Origin of the sequence: Nostoc sp. (assembly GCF_036916975.1) — a bacterium.
In the GTDB taxonomy this organism is placed as follows: Bacteria; Cyanobacteriota; Cyanobacteriia; order Cyanobacteriales; family Nostocaceae; genus Nostoc.
In genome coordinates this window covers 12,774-36,979 of the sequence record NZ_JBALFF010000098.1, presented here as the reverse complement: position 1 = coordinate 36,979, position 24,206 = coordinate 12,774, and the positions used below count along the sequence as shown (strand labels likewise).

Sequence of the window (24,206 nt, the reverse complement as noted above, 5' to 3'; positions counted from 1 at the left end):
CAGTTAAGACTTGCTCCTCCCTAACCCTCCTTAAAAAGGAGGGAATTAAAGCCAACCTTTTTAAGGGGGGTTGGGGGGATCTTCCGGGGCTAAATACCACTAGCTGAAACTATTCCTGTAAAACCACTTGCTGTACTGTTGCTTGTAACACACATAGGTGGTTTTCTAATATTGCGTGGAGTGCATCTTCCATTTCACTGGGATAATGGTAATAAGCAAATTCGTACTTCATAAGGTAATTTAGCCTTGCCCATTCCTTCAGGGTTTGACAGGTATAAATTAACTTTTCTACTTCCTTTTGCCAACGCGCAAAAATCCGGTAACTAAAAAAGCTGCTGCATATATTGCCTTTTGCATCCCAGTAGGAAATACACACTTGATGCTTCAGACGGTGGATTTTTTTGATTTGCTTAACGTCGTAGCCTTTAACTTTTAAGGCTTCTTTCGCTTCAGCCTCGGAAATGTGCCACTGTTCTGGTTTAATTTTATTAGTGGCTATAAGATTTCGACCCTTGCGGCGATATTGATTAGTTTTGCGTGGCTTGCCAAACATGATGCACCTTCGATATATTTCTTCGCAGCAAAGTTGAGCTACTAGCACAAGCGCCGTAACAAACTAAGTTTTTTGGTTTGATTAAAGATAGATGGGTTCGTCTACTAGCTTGATACCTGTAGTTGTCATTTTACAACTAAAGATATAGTTTAGTACTAAAACACAAGGCTGTCAATATAAAAGTAAACTTGTAATATTGAAAGTAAACTTGTAAATACAGTTGGCTAGCTATATAAGCAGTGAAGATCGAAAGCAAACAAAAACTGATTGAAATCATTAAACTAGCTCGCGGTTCAATGAGTCAGCGAGCGTTTGGTAAGCTTTTGGGAGTATCTGCTACTGCCGTTCAAATGTGGGAAAAAGGTGTGAAGGTGCCAGATACAGAAAATTTGGCTCAAATCGCATCTAAAGCAGGCTACACAATGGAAGAGTTAATTAGCTGCATTGATGGCAAGCCAATTCCAGAAACCTCAGATTTGAGTCTGATTCTTAGACAAATCCAGCACATGCCTTTGGCCCAAGTGGCTCAAATCGTCCAAGCTGCGGCAGATAGATTGGCGGCTGTTGCTGAAGCATCCGGGGATGAAGCGAAGGCTAGTTGAATAATTCGTAATTCGTAATAGAGCCTCCGGCACGCTGCGCGAACGTAATTCGTAATGACGCTTACTGCTTGTCAAGATTCAACTTTATGGACAAAGCTTTTTTGTATGATAAAGACTTCTATGGTTGGACACAGGAGCAGGCTAAAGCGTTAGAGCAGAGGCTAGTTATGGAACTAGACTGGGAACACCTGCAAGAGGAAATTCAAGCTTTGGGGAGACAGGAGTATCGAGAACTCGTGAGTCGTCTGAGTGTGTTACTCGGTCATCTCTTGAAATGGGAGCATCAACCCGAACAACGCTGTCGTAATTGGTTTTTAACAATTCGAGAACAGCGTCGCGCCATCGGTAGGCATTTGCGACAGAACCCTAGCTTAAAGTCTCGAATAGAAAAAGCCTTGTTGGATGGCTTTGAAGCGGGAGTCGATTTGGCGCTACGAGAAACTAACTTACCATTACGAACTTTTCCAGAGCATTGTTGCTATTTATTTGATGAGGCGATCGCAGACAATTTTCTGTGCGATACTCGTCAAGACTGGGAAGGATAATTACTACCATTTTTATGAAGCTCATTTTAAAAATAAAACTTTAGGGCATTATGATACTTTTGCTACAAATATTGGTCTAAAAAGTTTGGCTGTAAGAGGGCATGATAACTTGTCCTTTTATAATAGTGTAATAGATAGTAAATTAGGAAAAATAGATCCCAAAATAGGACAACCTAGTTTTAAAGATAACACATTACCAGCATTAGTATTATGTAATCGTTTACCTTCAGAAATTGATGAATCTTCTACCAAACAAATAAATCCTAAAGATATTAATTTAGTTATATTTTCAGCAGATTTTCTTGAAAAAGTAGACAATAGTGGTAAAGATGCTCTTGTTAATTTCATGAGACAACTTTCATCATCTATTAATAGTAATACTACCAATAAATTTGTAGATGAGCAACAATGGAAAACCTCATGGTATTGGTTAAACCAATATGTAGAATTTAAACCATCTTTCTTTGGTATTAAACCAGATATATTTGGCGTTATAGGAGATATTCTTCATCTGCGATTTGACAAGTAATTAATAATATTTCTATATTTATCTTCTTGGTAGAAATACATAACGGCTGCACAAACTAAGTCCGTCTGCGTGGACTCCAGCAAGTTGAAACCCACGGAGGTGGGTTTTGTCTGTATAGATGCGATTTCTAATCGCCAGTGCTAGAGTATTTGACTGGCAGTTAAACAATAAATGGTTTTAAAATGGTGCAATCTTAAAATATTTAGGGGTGCAGCTATGTCGCTACGCAATGAGCCTTTAGATTGGCAACTTGAAACAAATAATCCTTATATACCAGTTTATCATCAAGGGAATTTGGTGGGATTTTTTAAACCAGAATATGCTAGCGAAATTATTAAGTTTTTAAACGAAGAAGAAGTTTTAAAGAAAGCACTAAAAATGGCTTGTACTGATTTAATTAAAAAACTGGGAGGCGATCCGAGAAAAGTCTATTATTTAATGGATAAATATATAAAAACTAGTGAACGTCCAAAGCATGGAATTAGAGCGATCGCAGTTTTACTCCAAGATAGGCAAAAAGAGCTTGACTTGAGTAACCAAGAGTTTACTAAATTCTGCGATACTTTTAAATTATCCCCCACTGAACTAAATAATATTTATGCTGGACAAGCATTTGATGATAGTTTGTTAGCGCCATTATCACGTATATTAGGGATGGGAAAAGAGCGGTTAGTGGAAGTACGAGATGGCTCTGAACAACAAAGTAACACTTGAACAGCAAATTAAAATATTCAATTAATACCCACCTTATTGAAATTGGGGGTGACAGTGGAAGAAGTGGCTGAGGCATTTGATTTCAGTGTCGAAGAAGTTAGACAAGTAACACAAAGTCAGCCTTAAGATCGATGTGGTAAATTTTGTCCGTGGCTCAAGCCAAATTTGGTTTGCGCCTCCCGAACTCGATCGCAACGAAATTATAGTTAATTTTTGTTAATATTAGAGGCGGTGTTAGTACTTCGTCCTCAACCACCCACTCCCTACCTGAGAGAAACTTAATGCTGCGACTAGAACATATAAGTAAAATTTATCCCACAGGCGAAGTTCTCAAAGATATCAACTGGGAAGTTAAACCAGGCGATCGCATTGGCTTAGTCGGTGTCAACGGTGCTGGAAAATCTACCCAACTCAAAATCATCTCTGGGGAAATTGAACCCACCGCAGGCGAAATCATCCGTCCTAATAGCTTACATATAGCCTACCTCAACCAAGAATTTGAAGTAGACCCCACCCGCACCGTTAGAGAAGAATTTTGGACTGTCTTTAAAGAAGCCAACGAAGTACAGTTATCTCTGGCGCATGTGCCACAAGAGATGGAAACGGCTAACCCAGACGAACTGGATCGACTGATCGACAAATTGGATCGGTTGCAGCGTAAATTTGAAGCCTTGGATGGCTACAACTTAGATGCACGCATCGGGAAAATTTTACCAGAGATGGGGTTTGGGCTAGAAGATGGCGATCGCCTCGTCAGTGCCTTTAGTGGTGGTTGGCAAATGCGGATGAGTTTGGGTAAAATTCTCCTGCAAAAACCCGACTTGTTGCTGCTGGATGAACCGACTAACCACCTAGATTTAGAAACCATTGAGTGGTTAGAAAATTATCTCAGAGGGCTGATTACGCCGATGGTAATAGTCTCCCATGACCGGGAGTTCCTTGACCGCCTCTGCACCCAAATTGTGGAAACGGAACGTGGCGTTTCCAGTACCTACCTTGGTAACTACTCGGCATATTTAGAACAAAAAGCCGAAAGTCAATCAGCACAACTGAGTGCTTACGAACGCCAGCAGAAAGAATTAGAGAAGCAGCAAACCTTTGTTGATCGATTTCGCGCCAGTGCTACCCGCAGTACCCAAGCAAAAAGCCGAGAAAAGCAACTCGACAAAATCGAGCGGATTGAAGCACCGATTGGTGGGGTAAGAACTCTCCACTTCCGTTTTCCCCCTGCACCCCGCAGTGGACGCGAGGTAGTAGACATTAAAGATTTAACTCATCTTTATGGTGATAAAATCCTGTTTTTGGCAGCAAATCTGTTAATTGAAAGAGGCGATCGCATTGCCTTTCTTGGCCCCAACGGTGCTGGAAAATCTACCCTTCTGCGCGTAATTATGGGTATGGAACCACCCACAGAAGGTAGCGTTCAATTAGGGGATCACAATGTTATTCCCGGTTACTTTGAGCAAAATCAAGCTGAAGCTTTGGACTTGAAGAAAACTGTCATGGAAACTATCCATGATGAAGTTCCCGATTGGGATAATCAAGAAGTCCGCACGCTTTTGGGACGCTTCTTATTCACTGGTGATACTGTATTTAAGGCAGTTGGGGCATTAAGTGGAGGAGAAAAAGCTCGTTTGGCGTTGGCAAAAATGCTCTTGCGTCCCGCGAACCTACTAATTTTAGATGAGCCGACAAACCATCTAGATATTCCAGCGAAAGAAATGCTGGAAGAAGCTCTCAAAAATTATGATGGTACGGCAATTGTAGTTTCCCACGATCGCTACTTTATTTCTCAAGTAGCTAACAAAATCGTCGAAATTCGTGATGGGGAATTCCGGGTTTACTTAGGAGACTATCATTATTATCTCCAAAAAATTGCCGAAGAAAAAGAACAAGCCAAGTTAGCTGCGATCGCGGCTGAAAAGGCTGCTAAAAAAGCTACAAAAGCTTCCAGTAAAAAGAAATAAGAGATTGACTACAAACTTAGTAGTAGTGGTAAAATGCTACTACTAAGTAATCAGTTGTTATTAGCGCTCGACAAAATTACATAAAAATTGCTAAAGTTTAAAAAATCCTTCAGAAAACTGTAAGTCTTTCATAAAAGAAATTAATAAGCAAAAATTCACTTGCGGCGTGGATTAGCAGTGGTATCATTCGGATATTACAAAAAGTAAAGGGCAATTTTACTATGACCAAAGCACCTGTTGCTCCTGTGGTGCTAGTCATTTTAGACGGATGGGGCTACTGCGACCAGAAGCGAGGAAATGCTATTGTTGCTGCTAAAACTCCCATTATGGAAAGTTTATGGGCAGCTTACCCCCATACCCTCATCCGCACATCAGGAAAAGCCGTAGGGTTGCCAGAGGGTCAAATGGGCAACTCGGAAGTTGGTCATTTGAACATTGGTGCTGGGCGAGTTGTACCGCAAGAACTGGTACGCATCTCTGATGCGGTCGAAGACGGTTCTATTGCCTTAAACCCAGCACTCGTCAAAATTTGCCAGGAAGTTCGCTCTCGGAATAGTAAGCTGCATCTAGTCGGGCTTTGTTCTGAGGGAGGGGTACATTCTCATATCACCCATCTATTCGGACTACTTGACTTAGCCAAGAAAGAGCGAATTCCAGAAGTTTGTATCCACGCCATTACCGATGGTCGTGACACCGCCCCAACTGACGGTGTAAGAGCAATCACACTGCTGGAAAATTATATAGACCGCGTAGGAATTGGGCGCATAGTCACCCTCAGCGGTCGCTACTACGCAATGGATCGCGATCACCGTTGGGATCGAGTAAAACGCGCCTACGACGTGATGACCCAAGATGGTCTGGTTGATAATCGCACGGCTGTAGAAATCTTGCAAGCATCTTACGCCGAAGGGGTAAAAGATGAATTTGTCAACCCAATCCGAATTGCTCCAGGCGCAATAGAACCAGGGGATGGGGTGATATTTTTCAACTTCCGCCCCGATCGCTCCAGACAACTAACTCAAGCTTTGGTCAGTCCCACATTTAATGGTTTTGAAAGACAGCAAATCAGACCACTGTCTTTTGTCACCTTTACGCAGTATGATTCAGACTTACCCGTGGCTGTAGCCTTTGAGCCTCAGAACCTCAGTAATATTCTGGGAGAAGTGATAGCCAATCATAGCCTGAATCAGTTCCGCACCGCCGAAACAGAAAAATATGCCCACGTCACCTATTTCTTTAATGGGGGTCTGGAAGAACCTTTTGCTGGCGAAGATCGGGAATTAGTAAGCAGCCCGATGGTAGCGACTTACGATCACGCCCCAGCAATGTCAGCAGCAGCAGTTACAGATGTTGCGATCGCAGCAATTCAAAAGGGTATATATTCCCTAGTTGTGATTAACTATGCTAACCCAGACATGGTAGGGCATACTGGTCAAATCGACGCTACCATTACAGCAATTGAAACAGTTGATCGCTGTTTGGGACGCTTGTTAGAGAGCGTTATTAAAGCCGGTGGTACAACACTTATTACTGCCGATCACGGCAACGCTGAGTATATGCTAGATGAAGGGGGTAATCCCTGGACAGCTCATACTACTAACCCAGTCCCCTTCATCTTGGTAGAAGGAGAAAGAGTTAAAATCCCTGGATATGGTACAAATGTCGAACTGCGAAGCGATGGTAAGCTATCCGACATCGCCCCCACAATTCTAGAGATTTTACAGCTGCCTCAGCCACCAGAAATGACCGGGCGATCGCTGCTGAAAACAGCAGAATATGAGTTGCAACGCACTCGCACCCCCGTACAAGTAGGACTGTAAAACAGTTAGGAGTTAATAGTGAGGAGTGATGAATTAAAACTTTCTTAACTCCCAACTCCTAACTCCTAACTCCTAACTCCTAACTCCCAACCCCCAACCCTAACTCCCTGTTTGAAAAATTTTTATAAATGAGATTCCTACCATGACAGTTTCTAATATCGTGCAAGGCATTTGGGCGTTTTCCGCCACTGGTTTGATTATCTTAGTTTTACTGCATAGTCCCAAAGGTGATGGCATTGGGGCTATTGGTGGACAAGCCCAGCTATTTAGCAGCACCAAGAGTGCAGAAAACACCTTAAACCGAATTACTTGGGCATTGACAGTAATTTTTATGGGTTTAACAGTAGTTTTAAGTGCTGGTTGGCTACCTAAATAAGGATAAGCCAATGGGGAAAAAAACCCAAAATCCCATACTTAACACTCTAATAAATTTAATTTCACCACGGTTAATTACAGCTCTTGCCTTGTTTATTGGCACAGGGCTGTTAATCATTTTTACTAATCTTCAGTCGAGTGATGGGTTTACAAGAATACCAAAATCTGCATATTCAAACTTAATAATCTCTCTCCCTCCATCATCTCCACTAAAACCCCATCCCCTACCACCCACACTTGCACACTGGCAAGATAGCACAAACAGTGGTGACTACTTTTCTCAAGTCACAACAACCCAAGTAGGTTATTTAGTGTGGTCGCAATTTCCTATTCGAGTTTACGTAGAACCACCAAAAGCCATTAGCGAAAAACAAGCTCAAGTATGGGTTAACGCTGTATTACAAGGTGTACAGGATTGGAGTAATTATTTACCTTTAACAATAGTCCAACACCCAGAAATTGCTGATATTACGATCGCACGAAAAGCGCCACCTTTACAAATTTCCCCTGGTAGTAATATACCTCGTGCGCGATCGGCACAAACTACTTACGAGTTATACACCAGCAACAAAGTTTTATCCCACCGCTTCACCATCTTGTTAAGCCCCAGCCAAACAGGTGAGTATCTCATTGCAGCTACCCGCCACGAATTCGGTCATGCGCTGGGAATTTGGGGTCATAGTCCGCTACAAACTGATGCGCTATACTTTTCCCAAGTTCGTCAACCGCCGCCTATTTCTTCTAGAGATGTAAATACTTTAAAGCGGGTTTATGAACAGCCAACCAGTTTAGGATGGTCTTTAGTGGATAATTCAAATATTAATTGATCGATAGGTAGACTATAAGCTCGTCACTATGGAAAAAATGCTAGTAATAGCGAAATAATGACAAATCCGTACCAAATTGTACTTGATACTAATGTACTGCTTTCTGGTTTATGATCTAACCGTGGTGCATCTTACAAATTATTAACAATACTTAATGATAGGCGTTGGCAGTTGAATGTCTCTACCACCTTAGTCTTCGAGTATGAAGAAATTCTCAAACGAGAAAAACAGCAGCTTGGATTGAGCGATGAAGATATTGACAACGTTATTAAAGCTATTTGTAGAATCGCTAATAGATGTAGCATTTTCTATTTATGGCGTCCAGTAGCACGCGATCCTGATGATGATTTTCTCATCGATTTAGCTGTTGAATGCCAAGCCGACTTTATCATCACTTACAATCAAAAAGATTTACAAGCCGCTCAAATATTTGGACTGAGAGTAGTTTCACCTAAAGAATTCTTGCAAATAGTAGAAGAAATCCCATGACTAACTTAAATGTACAGCTACCCGAATCTTTATATAAACAAATTGAAGCTTTAGCAGCCAGAGAAAATATTTCTATTGAACAACTTGCAACTATTGCTTTATCTGCACAAGTTTCCGCATGGATGACCAAAGACTATTTGGAAGAAAAAGCCAAAAGCGGTAGTTGGGAAAAATTTCAGCAAGTTTTGAATAAAGTGCCTAACGTAGAACCAGAAGAATACGACAAATTGTAGTGACTTAATTTTATGGTGTTGCTGAGTTAAAATATGAATATGTTTTGTGTAAAAAATCAAAATTTAAGATTAAGACAACCAATTTTTATCCAAAATTTGCTCTAAGGTATAAGGAGATAATTCGGGTAAATTGGTTAAATTTGTTTTAGCCTTAACATAATCTAAAGCATTGCTATAAATTCTGCTGAAATTCTCCTCATTTAAATAATTGCGTAAATTGGCACTTAAATCTTCATTTATTTGATTACGAAAACTAATAATTTCCGCAGCCCAATGATTAGCATTTCTTGGCTTTTCTAAATCCCAATATTGATAAAGTAATAAATGTCTAATAATCTGTTCCAATAAACTTCTTATTCGCCTTTTTTCATTTTTAGCCAAATCTTCCAATTCTTCTATTAAATTTTCATAGTCAACGTCTGCTAATTGTCGATTTTTGAGACATTTAATAGTCTCCTCTAACCATTGCAGGTAATTGGATTCATATAATGTTTTTATGTCGATGATTCCAGTCATTTGTTGATTTTGTAGCTTTAATTTATAGAAAAGCGTTAGCGACTGTGCGTAGGTCTGACTCGTTAACGCTGCGCTATCCATTGTAACAACTGGGATTCCCTAAGCTCTACGACTTAATGGTAGAGGTCGTTGTGCTAAAACTTCTTTGTAAAGTTCTTCGAGCAGAGTAATATTTTTACTAAGGGTATAGCGGTCTAATACACGCACTCTAGCTTTTTGCCCCAGTAAGGTTGTTAACTCTGGATGGTCTTGTAATACAGGCAAGAGGGTTCTTAATTGCGATCGCGCCGTTTTAGTATTAATAACTATACCTGCGCCCTTTTCCAATACTTCTCCATCTGCACCCACGTCTGTTGCCAAACAAGCCAACCCACATGACATTCCTTCTAACAAAGATAGGGATAAACCCTCTACCAATGAAGGCAAAACAAATACATCTGCGCCCCGTAAAATGTCAATGCGTCGGTCTTCATCAGCGACAAATCCCAACCAGATAATGCCGTATTCTGAACCATAAAATTGCTCTAAAGAAGACTTTAAAGGGCCGTCGCCAACAATTAGCAACTTAGTACCAGGCCCCATTGCCGACTGCTTCCAGGCCCGGAGGAGGGCTTCGACATTTTTCTCTGGCGCTATTCGGCCTTGATAGACAAACAAACGTTCGGCTTTAAATTCTGTTTTGACTTGAGAAAATCCTGGAGAATACTTAACGGTATCAACACCGTTGGGAATTACGGCTATATTTTCTTTCCTTACACCCATCCCTGCCAATAATTCTCGCTGGATTTGGGAAAATACAATCACGCGATCGTAGTTAACTAAAAAAGGTGCATAGAGCTGATAAGCCAAAAGTTGTGTTCCCGATATCAGCTTTGCTCCCTTCCCAGCAAAAGGTGTGTGAAAAGTGGCAATTAGGGGTAACCTAAGTTCCTCACAGATTTCTGGTAGAAAAAAGTCTAGAGGAGATAGCGTCAAGGAAGCATGGACTATATCTGGCTTAATTTTTCGCAACGACTCAGTTAAAAGTTTGGTCGCTTTAAAAGTGGGAATTGTATAAACCTGGGACTTGTAAATAAAAGGGAGGGAAACCTCTCGAAGATTTGGCCAATTGTCAGGTTCAGACTCTTCCTGGGCGAAGTGAAGAAAGCTAACTTGATGTCCCCTATCTAGCAAGGCATTTGTAATTTCTCGACTGTAGGTGACATTGCCGCAAAAGGGTGATTTTTTTCCAATCCAGGCTATACGCATTCTTTATTTAGCTGTAAGAAAAGCGGGTTTGATCTTATTTTATCTAGCTATACTTGCTGGTTTTTTTAATTATTACAGATTCCCAAGACAATCTAGTTTAAAAAGCCTATTTTAAGCTAATTAAACCAGTGGATTTATGGCTTTATTTATTCTACTTATAAGTTGTTAATTTCTGATATTTAAACAACTTATTCTGACTAATGTCAGATTCATATCCCGCAAGTATGAGATAAATTTTCACTTACCACAGTTTACCATGAACAGAAAAGCTTTAAGTAAATATTAATTACTTTTAAGTAATTAATAATAGCTCCTGTTAGCTGATAACTATTTGTGTGAGTTATACCAAGTTAATATGCCTCCTGAAAAAACGATCGCAGCTAATCCCAAAAAAACTGCCTGTAATCCGACAAAGGTTTCTGCTACACCTGCTAATGCCAAAGGTAAGGAGAGAGCAATATTAATTACATTGTTTTGTAAACCAAAAACTTTACCACGCATTTCTGGAGGTGTTTCTGTTTGAATTGCGGTTTGCATGGGAATTCCTACTAGCGCCCCAAAGATACCTAATAGCGCCACTAGTAACAAGACTAGCCAAAGTTGAGTTGTAAATACTGACAAACCAATCAGGGACGCTGCCATACCCATACAACCGTACAAACTTAGTTGGGTATAGGAGAAGCGTTGACCAAATTGGCCCAGAAGTGTTGCTCCCGCAGCGATGCCAACACCACCTGCTGCTAGTAAAAAGCCGAACTGAGAGGCTTTCATGTTGGGAATGATTTCCGCCATCCGAACGGCTAGAACAGTTAATGCTGCAAAAACAGAAAACAAGATAATCAGCTGAAGCAAAGCATTGCGGACGCGATGATTTGCTTTGAGGTAGGCAAAACCATCTCGCAAATCAGAGAATACGTGAGGGAATTCTGTATCGGGGTGGTAGTGTTTTTCCTTAGTTGCTAGGAGGAATAAAATTATTCCTGCGATCGCATAACTACCACCTACTAAAAATTCTTTGCCCAAACTACCACTACCACCAATTTGCAGCCATAGTCCATCAGCGATCGCTAACAATGGTTCCCCAACAGCAAACCCAACAATCACCGATGCCATCATCGTTGTCGTATAAAGCGAATTTGCCGAGAGTAAATCCTGTTCTTCTACAATTAAGGGAATTGCCGCCTGTTCTGCCGGTGCAAAAAACTGCGTCAGCGTAGAAACTAAAAAAGTCACACCCAGAATGATCAAAAAACCAACTGGCAGCACTCCTATGGGTTTCCAGTCATGAGTCAACCACAGCAGAAAGGGAATTGACAAAACCAGGATGCCGCGCCAAATATTCGTTGCCACCAGCACAGCCTTTTTCGACCAGCGATCGACAAACACCCCAGCAACGGAACCAAACAATACGGCGGGAATCGTAAAAGCCATCATCAAAACTGACACCCAACCACTAATACTTTGATTACTAGCCTGAAACTGAGTATTAATCAAAGCAATCATCAGCACCAAATAAACTTTATCTGCTAGTTGCGAGAAAACTTGACCACCCCAAAGAGCCAGGAAATTAGGGTTTTTTAATACAGGCAAAAACCCCTGTTGTTTGATATTTCCTGAACCAACTTCTCCACCAGAACCAGATCCATTTAATGTTGGTGGTTCTTTTTCTGGGATAGTAGCTAATGGCATCTGCCCATTGCTATCTCCTTGGGCAGTAGTTAATTTGTCCTCAGATTGTGTTTCTGATTGACTTAGAATATCAGTTGTTGGGATCTGGTCTGTGGAATTTTGATCATTTTTAGAAACGTCTTTTGGAGACATTTCTTGTCCATTTATTTGACTAGGTGTAGACTTTGAAACAGCACTCAAGTGATTCCTGACTGTAGGATCTGATCCCCTATTCTGTTTTTTAGCGAGGCTTGGTGACAAAGGCAGGATTTTTTTATCCAAATCAGACGGTTGCATCATGGTTGGCAGCAAAATAAGAGTCGATCAAGGTAGCAGAGCGAATAGGGCGACCTAATTGATACTGAGCATACTGGCGCAAAATCTGTTCAACAGATAACCAGTCACGATCTCTAGCACCATCAATTTGCATTATCTCTGGTTGTGACAGATGTTGAAGCAAAGCCAGTTCCATAGCACCCGGACGACTAGAAATCACAGGTATTTCTTGCCGATGCACAACAACTGTTTGGGAGCCAGGTTTTGCAGGTAATGGGATAATCGGGTGATTGGGTAATGGAGAAAAAGATGAATTTCTTTGTATTTCCCTCTCCCTCTCACCCTCTGTTCGCAAACGTTCCCAAGCTTCTAAAGAAACCGTTCCACCCGCAGGGATACTAAATCCTACCTGCCAGTTGGGGTCTGTAAAGTTTGGCTTGAGGGAGTGTCCAGATAAGCAGCAGACTTGCACTTGTGGCGTTACTCCTGCTAATGCTAAAAGGTGAAACACCCCATGAGCCAGATGAGCCAAAACCCCAGATGCATTTGCACTAGATAACGCCTCCAACCGATGGAGATGTTCATTGAACAACTCATAAAGTTCTTCTTGGGGTTGTTCGCTCAAAGCTTGACACAAGACTATTTCTGCTAAATACTGGCCAGCAGCCAATTTGCCCAAATTTTTAGCTAAACCAGGATAAGTTTTTAACGTTTGTGCTTGGGTAATTTTATCAAGCGATCGCCCTTTGGCAATCAATAGTTCATTCACAACAAACATACCACTCCTGCCGCCCAGGCTAGAGTTGTGCTTGCGTGCTCCTGGAGCCACTGCTCGAATCAGACCGAATTCTGGTGTCAAAATCGTCACTATTTTATCCGATTCTCCCAGCACTTGGGTTTTAAGATTAATTCCCGTTGCTTTGTAGGTTCTACTCATTAGTCATTAGTCACTAGTCATTAGTAGTTATTAGTCATTAGTCATTAGTCAAGGGTCATTAGCTTCGGACAAATGACAAATGACAATTGGACTTTGGACAAATGACTATTCACCCTTTCCCAGGTTATCGCGCTGGCGGATCAAATCGATACCGCGAGATGTGCCTAATCTAGTAGCCCCCGCTACGATTAAGTCTAGAGCTTGATTGATAGTGTGGATACCACCCGAAGCCTTAATTCCTACTCTTTCTTTTGCCAATTCCTGCAAAAGTCGTACATCCGCCACTGTTGCACCACCATTCCAACCTGTACTAGTTTTTAAGAAGGCCGCTCCCGCCTCCATAGCTATTTCAGCAGCTATTTTTTTTTCTGCATCTGTCAACAGGTTGGTTTCCAAAATTACCTTGACAGTTTGCCCAGTCTCTTCACAAATTTCGGCAATTTCCCGGTGGACTTCTTCAGTTTTACCAGCTTTCAACCAGCCCAAGTTCATTACCACATCCAACTCAGTGGCCCCATTATCCGCCGCTTCTTGAGCCTCATACAGTTTCACTGCTGAAGTCGTCGCCCCAGAAGGAAAGCCAATCACCGTACATACTTTCGGGTTCTTGCCGTGGAGGAGTTCGACTGCTTGTTTGACATAGGCGGGAAATAAGCAAACCGCCGCAAAATTGAATCTGTATGCTTCTTCACACCACTGCTCAACCTGCTCTGGAGTAGCAGTTGGCGTTAAGAGGGAGTGATCGATAAATGGCGCAATATCAATGTTTGGATAGTCTGCTGCCATCGTGTCTTCTGCCAGTGATTGATTATTAAACTTTATAAAAAATTAAAACATTTCTTATATATATATTAAACCATATTTATTAGAACTTTATTCTGAAAAGAAGCTGCTAACTTTTCTAGGAAGTGAGCTTTGTAGATGTCGCGGAATTATTGTAAGTGTTTAAGTTGACATTAGGCAGTAGTAACCTTAGAAATATCAATAGCACTTTTCACGCCAGTTCCTAAGAAGTCAAAAATACTTTTAGCTAATGCCTTCGATGCCAAATATGGTACGCCATTACCAATAGTCTTAAACATATTCGTGAGTGACATATTCTCTGGAAGTACAAAATTTGTAGGCAAAGATTGTATAGCTAAAGCTTCCGCCACAGATATTCGCCGGATTTTATAGGGATGCAAATGTACTTCATTATTTCCATAGCAAGCTGTCGGAGAGTAACGCCATCTGTGCAGACGCTTGAAAGACTTTTTAGAATCATCTCCTTCATCAATAGCAGCAAATCTTGTGATCCCTGCCCTTGGTTGAAAACAGTTCTCAGCATTGGGATGCTTCAGCACATTATTTTTTCTAAACCAGTATTCAACTGTTAATTCTTCAGGTATGCCATCAGGACAAGGCATTATCGAATTTTCTTGGAATGGTTCGCACTGACGCCAAGGATAAGCAAAAACCTTTTTTTGAGGATATGAAATGTGATTGTCCCAAGGTAAATTTTCTTCATTTAGGAACTTTTCACTACCGACTTTTATTCCTATATCCTTGAGAAAATTCTTTTGGAAACCAATCAGAATAATCCTTTCTCTATCTTGGGGTACACCATATTCGATAGCATTAATTAACCGCTCTGTTAATATATATCCTGCTTCTTGTAATTGTTGCTTTAGCGACTCAAAAAAGAAACGATGCTTTGTCGTTTTCCACAACCCCTTAACGTTCTCAAATAAAAAGAAATCTGGAAGATTGCGGCAAATTAATTCAACGTAAGCAGCAGAAAGCTTGCCATTATCTCCTAAACGTCCTCTATTTTTCCCGCCAATAGAAAAATCAGGGCAGGGAGGACCGCCAATGAAGCCGACAATATTATTAGATTTGCGGCAATCTTGTACTAACTCCCGGAGGTGTTGTGTTTGTAACCCTTCGAGAAGTTGGGTTACATCTGCTATTTCTCCATCATGATACCCGTATTCTGGCAACGGTAAATTGAGAACCTGACGTGAATAGCGGTATGCACTCATGAATGGGGGAAAGATTTCATTGACGTAAACAACCTTAAAACCACTGGTTTCAAAACCTAAATCTAGGAAACCTGAGCCAGCAAAAAAGGAGAAAATACAAGGGCGATCGCTCATTCAATAACTACTGCCGTCAAACAGTCTTAATTAATATCGGAAGACATAGGGTTTATACTTACGTACCAATCAAAAATGAACAATTTTAAGATTGCTTAAATAATAAAAAAATTCACAGTTCCTCTAAGTATTTAATATCAAAGTTTACTCAATCTTTAAGGAAAATACCTGACATAAAAAGAGTCTGAAGTCACAATTAATAAATATAGGAGTTTTCAAACTCCAAATCATGTTTAAGACAAATATTTGTCATTCAATAAAAAACCGGGGTACTTCAGACTAATTTTTATGCGAATTTTAATTTACTCCTACAACTACTATCCAGAGCCAATTGGCATTGCCCCACTGATGACTGAATTAGCAGAGGGACTAGTGAAGCGTGGGCATGAAGTGCGCGTAGTCACCGCTATGCCCAACTACCCTGAGCGTCAAATTTACCAGGAATATCGGGGCAAGTGGTATCTCAACGAATATAAAAATGGCGTTCAAATTCAACGCAGTTACGTTTGGATTCGTCCCCAACCCAACCTATTAGATCGAGTCTTACTAGATGCTAGTTTCGTTGTCACTAGTTTTGTGCCTGCCCTCGTCGGTTGGCGTCCAGATGTTATTCTCTCAACATCGCCATCCTTGCCAAGCTGTGTACCAGTTGCTCTTTTAGGATGGTTACGTGCTTGTCCTGTGATTTTAAATCTACAAGATATATTACCAGAAGCAGCCGTCCACGTCGGTCTACTGAAAAATAAATTGCTTATAAAGTTATTTACAGTGTTGGAAAAATTTGCTTACCACACTGCCAGTAAAATTAGCGTCATCGCCGATGGCTTTGTGGACAATTTGCGATCTAAGGGCGTAAAAGCTGACAAAATTGTGCAAATTCCCAATTGGGTTGATGTCAATTTTATCCGCCCTTTGCCTAAAGAAAATAACCCTTTCCGCGCCGCACATAACCTAAATGGCAAATTTGTAGTACTTTATTCTGGCAACATTGCCTTAACCCAAGGCTTAGAAAGCGTTGTCAAAGCTGCTTCTGTGTTGCGCCATATCCCAGATATTGTTTTTGTCATCGTTGGAGAGGCAAAAGGATTACAGCGATTGCAACAAGAATGTCTAGACTGTGGCGCAGATAATGTTTTGCTACTGCCATTTCAACCCCGCAAATCTTTGCCACAAATGTTAGCAGCTGCTGATGTTGGCTTAGTAGTGCAAAAGAAAAATGTTGTATCCTTCAATATGCCGTCAAAAATTCAAGTGCTACTTGCCAGTGGACGAGCTTTGGTTGCTTCTGTCCCCGATAATGGTACGGCAGCAAAAGCTATCAGGCAAAGTGGCGGCGGAGTTATCGTTCCTCCAGAAGATCCTCAAGCTTTAGCAATGGCAATTTTAGATTTGTACCAAAACCCCGAAAAAGTCAAAACTCTGGGTTATAAAAGTCGCCAATATGCGGTTGAACACTATGCTTTTGAGCAAGCTTTAAATCAATATGAGTCGTTGTGTTACTCATTGATGCCAACTCGTGAAGCAATTCAGTCCACAAGAATTACCAAACAAGAAGTTTAATCTACAGATTACACAAAGTGCTAAACTCAAAACCCTAACTATTCTGCTCCAGTTGCTCTGGCTGTTGCTGCCTGATTTTCGTACCCTGTTTACCTTTTTTTAATTAAAAGTTAAAAATTAAAAATTAATGAAAAAAGAATAATTTTTAATTAATTTTGGGTAAGTAGGTCGGCGAGAAAAAACAAAACCATCTAACGAAAAGTAAAATCTCTGTATTTGGCTCGTAGTTGCGCCCTCTTGCGCTTTAGCGCAACTACAAACCAGTGATGATTATTTGCGCCGACTTACTTACAAGCTCCTACTGAAATCTTTGATTTCAGTGGTCTACAATCAGTAATGGGTTCAGAGCAAGCACGGATTGCAATTTTTAATTAATAATTTTTAATTTCGAGAAGCGACTTGACGGTGGGCTGTACTTAGTAGGTAAATGTTGTAAGAACAGTACTAACATAAATAGTGGTATTACTATGATTATGTTCTAGACTCGTAATCACAAATAATCCCGGAGTTATTGCCAATCAGCAAGCAAATTGGGAACTGCATTCACGCATTCACGCATTCAAACATTTTAGACATTACATAAGGGGATTTAAACCCCCGACTGAAACTGTTGCTACATATAGATGTAGGGGTGTTAAACCCTTAAACTTACGATAAATTACGTCTAAGTATTATTTTAGTCAGTCTGTCAGTATTGATTGCGATCGCCACATTATTAGCAATTTATACTAGTCAGACCATTGCCCGTCCGATTCAAGCAGCTAGAAGTAGTATACAGCCAAGTACTACAAGAGAAAGTACGCGAATGAACAGGGGGAGTTAAATCAGAAAAATCTCAGCTTAAAGATGGCATTAGAGGAATTGCGCTGTACTCAAGCTCAACTCAGAGAATGACGAGAAAACCAGAAAAATAAATGTTTTTGCCTATAAGCAGCCTAAATTTCACCCCAACTCTTCAATTAATCCACAGTGGAGCGAAGACTATTTTCACAGAAAATTCTTGCTGGAAAGCTAATGCTTAATTTATCACTACACAATAGCCATCCGCAACTGCTGATTGCTGATGTCGAAATCTAAGCAGTCAATTATCAAACTAGCCCCATACACACCCGTTTTTTTGTTAGTATTCAAAAAAACCTATTGACACATTTTCAGATCAATTGTTTGTGATTTGTAAGTAAATGTAAACAATTGTTTCAAAAGAAAGCACATGAGGTTTAATGACTGATTATTTCCAAGGAAATTTCCCATTACAATCTGTCCCACTGACGAAGAGTGTGGCAAAGAGCCACGCCCATACCGAAGAGGCGAGCGGAAAATTAGCTGCAACGATCGCAGAGGCTGGATCAGACCGCAAAGCAGGTGAGATTATATTGCTCAAAGTAGCAGAGGTATCTTACCTGGCTGATTACTTTGTGATGATGACTGGCTATTCTAGGGTACAAGTAAGGGCGATCGCTCAAGCAATTGAAGGAAAAGTCGAAACTGAGTTACAACGTCGTCCCATAAGGACAGAAGGAAAAGTCGAGGGGAGTTGGGTACTACAAGACTACGGTGATGTGATCGTTCACATCATGATGCCCAAGGAACGGGAGTTTTATAATTTAGAAGCGTTCTGGATTCATGCAGAGCGCATTTCCCTTCCAGAATCTGATGAAGGTGAGGGTAAGCCAACATGATTAGGTCTTCGGTTTCAAATTGCCCAGTTCCTACAGAGCAACAACCGCTTAATGAGTACCAAGAGTTAAAAAATTCCTGGCTGTTTCGTGATAGCACTTTAGATTTGCGCGAGTATATCACGAAAATAGCTTGGATTTGGGGTTTATCTTGGCTGGTCGCAGGGCCTGTGGCAGCAGCAAGTTTTGCTCCTCACAAGTATATTGCACATTTTCTCCTCTGTGGTGCGGCCGCCGCGAGTGTTGGGGTAGTGCTGGCACTGGTAAGGTTGTACTTAGGCTGGTTCTACGTGTGCGATCGCCTTTGCAGTCCTACAGTATTTTATGAAGAATCCGGTTGGTACGACGGTCAAACTTGGACAAAACCACAGGAAATCCTCAACCGCGATCGCTTAATTGTCTCATACGAAATCAAACCGATTCTGCGGCGGTTACAATTTACCTTCGCTGCCTTGGCGGGAATGTACGTTATTGGTACTATAGTTTGGCATTTGTTTTAAAAGTTAGGAGTTAGGAGTTAGGAGTGATTAGTTAATAATTCATAACTCTTAACTCCTAACTCCTAACTAAAAAAAGGTAATAAAAATAAACCCATGACAATGGGAAAACGAACTCAAGCCACAGCACTGGAAGTCCGGTTGCTGCGGGAAGGTATTATTGAATCCAGGCATATAGTCCAGGCTGTTGTATGCGACGAACGAGGACGGGTTTTAACCGTCGCCGGAAATTCTGAAACTGCTGCATTTATCCGTTCAGCGCTCAAACCATTTCAGGCACTCGCAGTCACCACTACAGGTACACTGGAACGCTATGACCTCAGCGATCGCGACTTAGCAATTATCACAAGTTCCCACAAAGGAAGAATAGATCAAGTCCGACAGGTATTTAACATTCTTTGGCGGGCTGATATTGACCCGACTGTACTCCAGTGTCCAATTCCTGAAGATAAGCACAGTCCTCTGGAATACAATTGCTCTGGTAAACATGCGGCAATGTTAGCTGTTTGTCAGCAACGCCGTTGGCCCTTGAATAACTACTTGGATCGCAAGCACCCAATACAGCAGTTGATTTTGGGCAAAGTAGCAGAATTGCTGCGAATGCCAGCTGAAGAATTTATCAGCGCTCATGATGACTGTGGCGCACCAACTTATCTGATGCAACTCGGTCACATGGCATCTTTATATGCACTGTTAGCCTCTAGTACCAACTTGGATATGGAGCGCATTGTCCGGGCGATGACTCATCACCCCGCTATGGTAGCAGGAGATGGAGAATTTGATACCGAACTCATGCGCTTAACTCCAGGAGAACTGGTCAGCAAAACTGGTGCAGAAGGAGTGCAATGCATTGGTAGACTCGGTGAAGGCTTGGGATTGGCAATCAAAGTCATGGATGGGGCAAAACGAGCAAAATACGCCGTGGCTATTCACTTACTCCAGCAAATGGGTTGGATTAGTCCCAGCGCCGCCGAAAGCCTTTCAGAAAAGTTTGTCACCTTGGGAAAATACAAGCGTTTAGAAGTAATTGGAGAATTATCATTTTTGTAGTTGCCAAACTCTTGACTATAGGTTATGATAAAAAAGTCAAGAGCGACGCGGGATAGAGCAGCCTGGTAGCTCGTCGGGCTCAAAGGGCAAATTTAACTAGACGCTTATTAGTTAAGTTTGCGATGGGCGGTACATAAGGAAACTTATGTGCGTTTATCTGTCAAACTCGGGGAAGCCAATAGCGCGGTAATCCCGAACCAAGCTCCAAAAATGGAGAAGGTGTAGAGACTGGAAGGCAGACACCCTAACGAGAATGTCGAGGGTGAAGGGACAGTCCAGACCACAAACTAGGGAATCTAGGCAACGAAAGTTGTAGTTGGTAAGCATAACCCGAAGGTCAGTGGTTCAAATCCACTTCCCGCCATCAAAGATAAAGTAAAACCCTGTAATCTTAAAAGATTATAGGGTTTTGTTTTATGCTAATTGTCAGCTACTTAGTCTTACAAATGGATACAAAGCTTAAGGGAGACATAGCAGAGCAAGCTGCTGTTCTTCATGCCTTAAAGCGTGGTTGGGGAGTTTTAAAACCTTTTGGCGATCGGCTTCCTTACGATCTAGCATTTGATGTAGAGGGAACTCTAGTTAAAATTCAAGTCAAATATGCTTTGTTGGATGAGCCTTCTGGCAATTATGTTGTAGATAATCGCCGCACTAAAACCAATCGGCGGCTGATGCTTCGAGAAGCGTATAAGCTATCAGATTTTGATTTTGCCTTGGTATATATAGAAAAACTTGACCTGTTTTATGTCTTTCCCATAGATGTGTTCATAGATTATGGCAGCGAAGTACACCTTGTTGAAGCGGAAAAACGACAACGTAAACCTCGTTCTGCACAATATCGTGAGGCTTGGGAATTAATTTTACAGGCATCTGTAGGTAAAGAAAGTTGTGTTCGATCGCCTGTTCAATTCCCAGAAGCAGGTTTTTAATCTATTCTGGAAGAAATAGCCATCGAAAAGGCGCAAAGAATCATGGTTGTGAAGTTGCAGCGACCAATTTTAGTAGGAGGATTGGGACTGTCCTTTTCTCTGTGGATGTTGGAGAGTTGGCACGATTCTATAGTGCAGGTGGGTGAGTTTGGTTTGTTGAGTGCCTTAGCTGTAGGCGGTGGTTTGTGGTTATTCCAAAAAAATCGCCCGAAAGACAGTTTAGAGCAGCTAGATGGTATGGTAGTTGATCGGACGACTGTAGAAAGTGCGATCGCTAAAACTGAAACTGTAATAAACCAACTGGCACAAGAAGCAGAAAACCACACAGCATTAGAGACACTCAGAGAACAAGTTGCTCAATTGTTGTTGGAGTTAGACAGACAAGATATTAAAGTTGCTGTGACTGGCGGTAAATTCGTGGGTAAAAGCACTTTAATTAAAGTGCTAAAGGAAAATGTCGAGACACGAAATTTGGTGTCTCTAGAAGAAACAGCACCTTTATTTAGAGAAACGGGTGACAATTCAGATGCAGCTGTTTTAGCAGAAGTGGCAAAATCTGATTTTGTTTTGTTCCTGACAAACGGTGATTTGACAGACTCAGAATTTCAAACCTTACAGCAGCTAAAAGCAGGAAATCAGCCCACAATCCTGGTTTTCAACAAACAAGACCAGTATTTAGCCGATGAAAGCGCCAGTATCTTGCTGTCATTAAAACAGCGAATGCTCTTAAATGTAGTTGCAACTGCGGCCTCTCCCATTCCCATCAAAGTCCGAAAGCATGAGGCTGATGGTTCTGTGCAAGAGTGGATGGAACAACCAGCACCAAATATCAAGCAGTTGAGGGGGCAGTTGGGTGAATTGGTACAGCAGGGACAACGGCTAGTTTGGTTAACAACCATGAGAAAAGCCGGGTTGTTGAAAGCTGAGGCGAAAAACTGCTTGAATGGAACTAGACGCGATCGCGCTACCCCAATTATTGAACAATATCAATGGATAGCTGCTGCTGCTGCCTTTGCTAACCCAGTCCCAGCGCTTGATATCCTAGCAACTGCGGCAATTAATGCTCAGATGGTAATGGATTTGGGTAATATCTATCAGCAGAAATTTTCCTTAGAACAGGCGCAAACTGTAGCTGGAACAATGGGAAGTTTGATGCTGAAACTAGGCTTAGTTGAACTTTCTACGAATGCTATTAGTACTGTTCTGAAAAGTAATGTTGTTACCTTTGTTGCTGGTGGCGTAGTCCAGGGAGTAAGTGCAGCTTATCTGACCAGAGTAGCAGGGTTAAGTCTAGTTGAGTATTTCCAACAGCAGGAAATAGCGATAGATTCTGGTACTGGTTTGAATTTGGAGAATTTGCGGCAAACCTTGCAAAAGGTATTTGGGCAAAATCAGCAGATTGGTTTTTTGCAGGGATTTGTTAAGCAAAGCGTGAAGCGTTTGTTGCCAGAAGCGCAGCCGGTTAAAGTAGTTGGTGTTAAAGAGGCAGTAGGATAATCTTATACACAGGATTACCAAATTTTGGATTTTTGATTTTGGATTGAATGATTCAAAATCAAAAATTTAAACTTTTTTTCAAAGCCAATTTTTTAAACGAACCGCATTCGCGCAGCGTCTCGTTAGAAAAGAACGCAAAATAAATAAAGAAAGAAAGAAATGCTTAACTGAACTGTATTGCAATCTAAAATTTAAAATTTAAAATCTAAAATTGGCTGACAGTTGTCTACTGCTGTAGGTCAACCTAAAATACACCCAAGCCTAATTTAGGCTTGGGTGTATCTAACAATTATTGTGATTGGGAGTTTCCAAAAAATTGTGAATAAGGGTATTTAGCTAAACAGCACCACTGTTTCTATTAAACAGAATAGCTATAGTTTTGAAAATTAGCTTTAAATCGTACACCAAACTCCAATTTTTTTGATACTGCAAATCTAGGCGAATTACATCTTCAAAACTACGAACTGTAGAACGCCCATTTACTTGCCATTCGCCAGTCATACCGGGTTTAACATCTAAACGTTGCCACTCGGGTACTTCGTAGCGTTCCACTTCATCGGGTGTAGGTGGTCGAGTGCCGACTAAACTCATCTCTCCTTTGAGGACGTTCCAAAATTGGGGTAATTCATCAAGACTAGTTCGCCGTAAAAAGCGCCCTACCTTGGTAATTCTGGGGTCATTCTCATTCTTGAAAAAAGCACCTTGCACTTGGTTTTTAACTTGGGATTTTTTCGCTTCCGCATCCACACACATGGAGCGGAATTTCCAAATCTTAAACTGTTTCCCCATCCAACCACAACGAATTTGAATAAAGAAAATGGGGCCTGTATCATTAATTTGAATAGCGATCGCAATTGGAATAAATAAAATTCCTGTAATTAATAAACCGATCGCAGACCCTACAATGTCTAACAACCGTTTCATCCAAGATGCCACAGAAGGGTGAGTAGTGGGTAACTGCTCTACTTTCCGGGAAGTTGTCTTCCGATTATCTACTAAGTCTTCCTGCTTGATTAGCGGCGCATCATCTACAAGCTCTAAGGGAAAAACCTGATCCAATCCCGTGAGTTTTAGGACTGCCATTATTTGAGGTGTTACATTCCGCAGTGTTAATGTAATCCCTTGAGTCTGGGCGTATTTGAAGTTACTAACCAGGGCACCTAAACCACTACTATCCATAAAAGTAGTTTGGTGAAAGTCAATAATGATTTGCTTAGGATGTGAATTTGGCTGGATTAAGCTTTGGCAGGTTTGCTTAAAGCCTAAGGCCTCCAGCACGCTCAACCGCTTAGGCATCTGGACTATAGCCATGTCATTTAGGGAATTAACTGGAAAATCGACCTCTGTCGGTTGGCTAGTCATGAAGCTCTGCACTTTCGTTGCCATGTATAATGTAATCTGCCAAACATTACTTTGTCCTAAAAAATTACTTAACCTAATATTGGAATCAGTAGTAATAAGGACTAATTGCGATTTACCGGGGCTGAGATTGGAGATCGCTAGCGACGATTCACAATAGAACAAGAAGCCAAAAAAGATCCTTGTTGTTGTGCCGACGCAGCG

The 24,206-nt window shown here is 41.2% G+C and carries 23 protein-coding genes and 1 pseudogene; 16 read left to right on the top strand and 8 right to left on the bottom strand.

Annotated elements, in window-relative coordinates; genetic code table 11:
- Window positions 1-109: 109 nt before the first annotated feature.
- The gene (locus V7K73_RS24460; RefSeq protein ID WP_334883867.1) at window positions 110-553 is read right to left on the bottom strand and encodes a hypothetical protein; all 444 of its coding nucleotides are present in this window, start codon (window positions 551-553) and stop codon (window positions 110-112) included.
- A gap of 239 nt (window positions 554-792) precedes the next feature.
- On the opposite strand from V7K73_RS24460, the gene V7K73_RS24455 reads away from it, so the two are divergent.
- From V7K73_RS24455 to V7K73_RS24410, 10 genes and pseudogenes are all read left to right on the top strand, one after another.
- Window positions 793-1,155 (top strand): helix-turn-helix domain-containing protein, encoded by a 363-nt coding sequence (locus tag V7K73_RS24455; protein ID WP_104906418.1) that lies wholly within the window; start codon window positions 793-795, stop codon window positions 1,153-1,155.
- 86 nt (window positions 1,156-1,241) lie between these two features.
- Entirely contained in the window at window positions 1,242-1,700 is a 459-nt protein-coding gene (locus V7K73_RS24450; RefSeq protein WP_334883865.1) for a DUF29 domain-containing protein, read from the top strand.
- Window positions 1,645-2,229: a hypothetical protein gene (locus tag V7K73_RS24445; RefSeq protein ID WP_334883863.1), complete on the top strand. Its 585-nt coding sequence runs from the start codon at window positions 1,645-1,647 to the stop codon at window positions 2,227-2,229. The genes V7K73_RS24450 and V7K73_RS24445 overlap by 56 nt, the downstream gene beginning before the upstream one ends.
- Before the next feature lie 216 nt (window positions 2,230-2,445).
- Window positions 2,446-2,943, top strand: a complete 498-nt coding sequence (locus V7K73_RS24440) for a hypothetical protein (RefSeq protein ID WP_334883861.1) — start codon at window positions 2,446-2,448, stop codon at window positions 2,941-2,943.
- A gap of 281 nt (window positions 2,944-3,224) precedes the next feature.
- Window positions 3,225-4,910 carry an ABC-F family ATP-binding cassette domain-containing protein gene (locus V7K73_RS24435; RefSeq protein ID WP_334883860.1) on the top strand — a complete coding sequence of 562 codons (1,686 nt, stop codon included), beginning with the start codon at window positions 3,225-3,227 and terminating at the stop codon, window positions 4,908-4,910.
- Between the two features lie 221 nt (window positions 4,911-5,131).
- Window positions 5,132-6,730, top strand: a complete 1,599-nt coding sequence (gene gpmI / locus V7K73_RS24430; RefSeq protein ID WP_334883858.1) for a 2,3-bisphosphoglycerate-independent phosphoglycerate mutase — start codon at window positions 5,132-5,134, stop codon at window positions 6,728-6,730.
- A gap of 142 nt (window positions 6,731-6,872) precedes the next feature.
- Window positions 6,873-7,106 (top strand): preprotein translocase subunit SecG, encoded by a 234-nt coding sequence (secG, locus tag V7K73_RS24425; protein WP_229554260.1) that lies wholly within the window; start codon window positions 6,873-6,875, stop codon window positions 7,104-7,106.
- A gap of 10 nt (window positions 7,107-7,116) precedes the next feature.
- Entirely contained in the window at window positions 7,117-7,932 is an 816-nt protein-coding gene (locus V7K73_RS24420) for a peptidase (protein WP_334883855.1), read from the top strand.
- A 132-nt stretch (window positions 7,933-8,064) separates the two neighbouring features.
- A pseudogene (locus V7K73_RS24415) lies at window positions 8,065-8,421 on the top strand (putative toxin-antitoxin system toxin component, PIN family); the annotation flags it as partial.
- Window positions 8,418-8,654: a hypothetical protein gene (locus tag V7K73_RS24410; protein WP_118167601.1), complete on the top strand. Its 237-nt coding sequence runs from the start codon at window positions 8,418-8,420 to the stop codon at window positions 8,652-8,654. The pseudogene V7K73_RS24415 and the gene V7K73_RS24410, both read left to right, overlap by 4 nt.
- A 69-nt stretch (window positions 8,655-8,723) precedes the next feature.
- On the opposite strand, the gene V7K73_RS24405 is transcribed toward V7K73_RS24410, so the two are convergent.
- From V7K73_RS24405 to V7K73_RS24380, 6 genes are all read right to left on the bottom strand, one after another.
- A complete protein-coding gene (locus V7K73_RS24405) occupies window positions 8,724-9,170 on the bottom strand; it encodes a DUF29 domain-containing protein (RefSeq protein WP_334883903.1) in 447 nt (148 codons plus the stop codon).
- Between the two features lie 99 nt (window positions 9,171-9,269).
- A complete protein-coding gene (locus V7K73_RS24400; RefSeq protein WP_334883853.1) occupies window positions 9,270-10,418 on the bottom strand; it encodes a glycosyltransferase family 4 protein in 1,149 nt (382 codons plus the stop codon).
- A 327-nt stretch (window positions 10,419-10,745) separates the two neighbouring features.
- Window positions 10,746-12,383, bottom strand: a complete 1,638-nt coding sequence (locus V7K73_RS24395; protein ID WP_334883901.1) for an MFS transporter — start codon at window positions 12,381-12,383, stop codon at window positions 10,746-10,748.
- Window positions 12,370-13,299, bottom strand: a complete 930-nt coding sequence (gene recO, locus V7K73_RS24390) for a DNA repair protein RecO (RefSeq protein ID WP_334883851.1) — start codon at window positions 13,297-13,299, stop codon at window positions 12,370-12,372. The genes V7K73_RS24395 and recO overlap by 14 nt, the downstream gene beginning before the upstream one ends.
- Before the next feature lie 105 nt (window positions 13,300-13,404).
- Window positions 13,405-14,085 carry a deoxyribose-phosphate aldolase gene (gene deoC, locus V7K73_RS24385; protein ID WP_229554255.1) on the bottom strand — a complete coding sequence of 227 codons (681 nt, stop codon included), beginning with the start codon at window positions 14,083-14,085 and terminating at the stop codon, window positions 13,405-13,407.
- A 170-nt stretch (window positions 14,086-14,255) separates the two neighbouring features.
- Window positions 14,256-15,434 carry a DNA cytosine methyltransferase gene (locus V7K73_RS24380; protein ID WP_334883849.1) on the bottom strand — a complete coding sequence of 393 codons (1,179 nt, stop codon included), beginning with the start codon at window positions 15,432-15,434 and terminating at the stop codon, window positions 14,256-14,258.
- Between the two features lie 288 nt (window positions 15,435-15,722).
- Here V7K73_RS24380 and V7K73_RS24375 point away from each other — a divergent pair, with 288 nt between their 5' ends.
- From V7K73_RS24375 to V7K73_RS24350, 6 genes are all read left to right on the top strand, one after another.
- Window positions 15,723-16,994 (top strand): glycosyltransferase family 4 protein, encoded by a 1,272-nt coding sequence (locus tag V7K73_RS24375; RefSeq protein WP_334883847.1) that lies wholly within the window; start codon window positions 15,723-15,725, stop codon window positions 16,992-16,994.
- A gap of 1,220 nt (window positions 16,995-18,214) precedes the next feature.
- A complete protein-coding gene (gene rsfS / locus V7K73_RS24370) occupies window positions 18,215-18,673 on the top strand; it encodes a ribosome silencing factor (protein WP_334883845.1) in 459 nt (152 codons plus the stop codon).
- Entirely contained in the window at window positions 18,670-19,170 is a 501-nt protein-coding gene (locus V7K73_RS24365) for a CGLD27 family protein (protein WP_334883843.1), read from the top strand. Before rsfS ends, V7K73_RS24365 begins: the two co-directional genes overlap by 4 nt.
- A gap of 93 nt (window positions 19,171-19,263) precedes the next feature.
- Window positions 19,264-20,217 carry an asparaginase gene (locus V7K73_RS24360; RefSeq protein WP_334883841.1) on the top strand — a complete coding sequence of 318 codons (954 nt, stop codon included), beginning with the start codon at window positions 19,264-19,266 and terminating at the stop codon, window positions 20,215-20,217.
- A gap of 416 nt (window positions 20,218-20,633) precedes the next feature.
- The gene (locus V7K73_RS24355) at window positions 20,634-21,146 is read left to right on the top strand and encodes a group I intron-associated PD-(D/E)XK endonuclease (protein ID WP_334883839.1); all 513 of its coding nucleotides are present in this window, start codon (window positions 20,634-20,636) and stop codon (window positions 21,144-21,146) included.
- A 42-nt stretch (window positions 21,147-21,188) separates the two neighbouring features.
- Entirely contained in the window at window positions 21,189-22,643 is a 1,455-nt protein-coding gene (locus V7K73_RS24350; protein ID WP_334883837.1) for a YcjF family protein, read from the top strand.
- Window positions 22,644-22,979: 336 nt separating this feature from the next.
- Here the strand turns inward: V7K73_RS24350 and V7K73_RS24345 are convergent, their stop codons facing one another.
- Window positions 22,980-24,029: an anti-sigma factor antagonist gene (locus tag V7K73_RS24345; protein WP_334883835.1), complete on the bottom strand. Its 1,050-nt coding sequence runs from the start codon at window positions 24,027-24,029 to the stop codon at window positions 22,980-22,982.
- Between the last annotated feature and the right edge of the window lie 177 nt (window positions 24,030-24,206).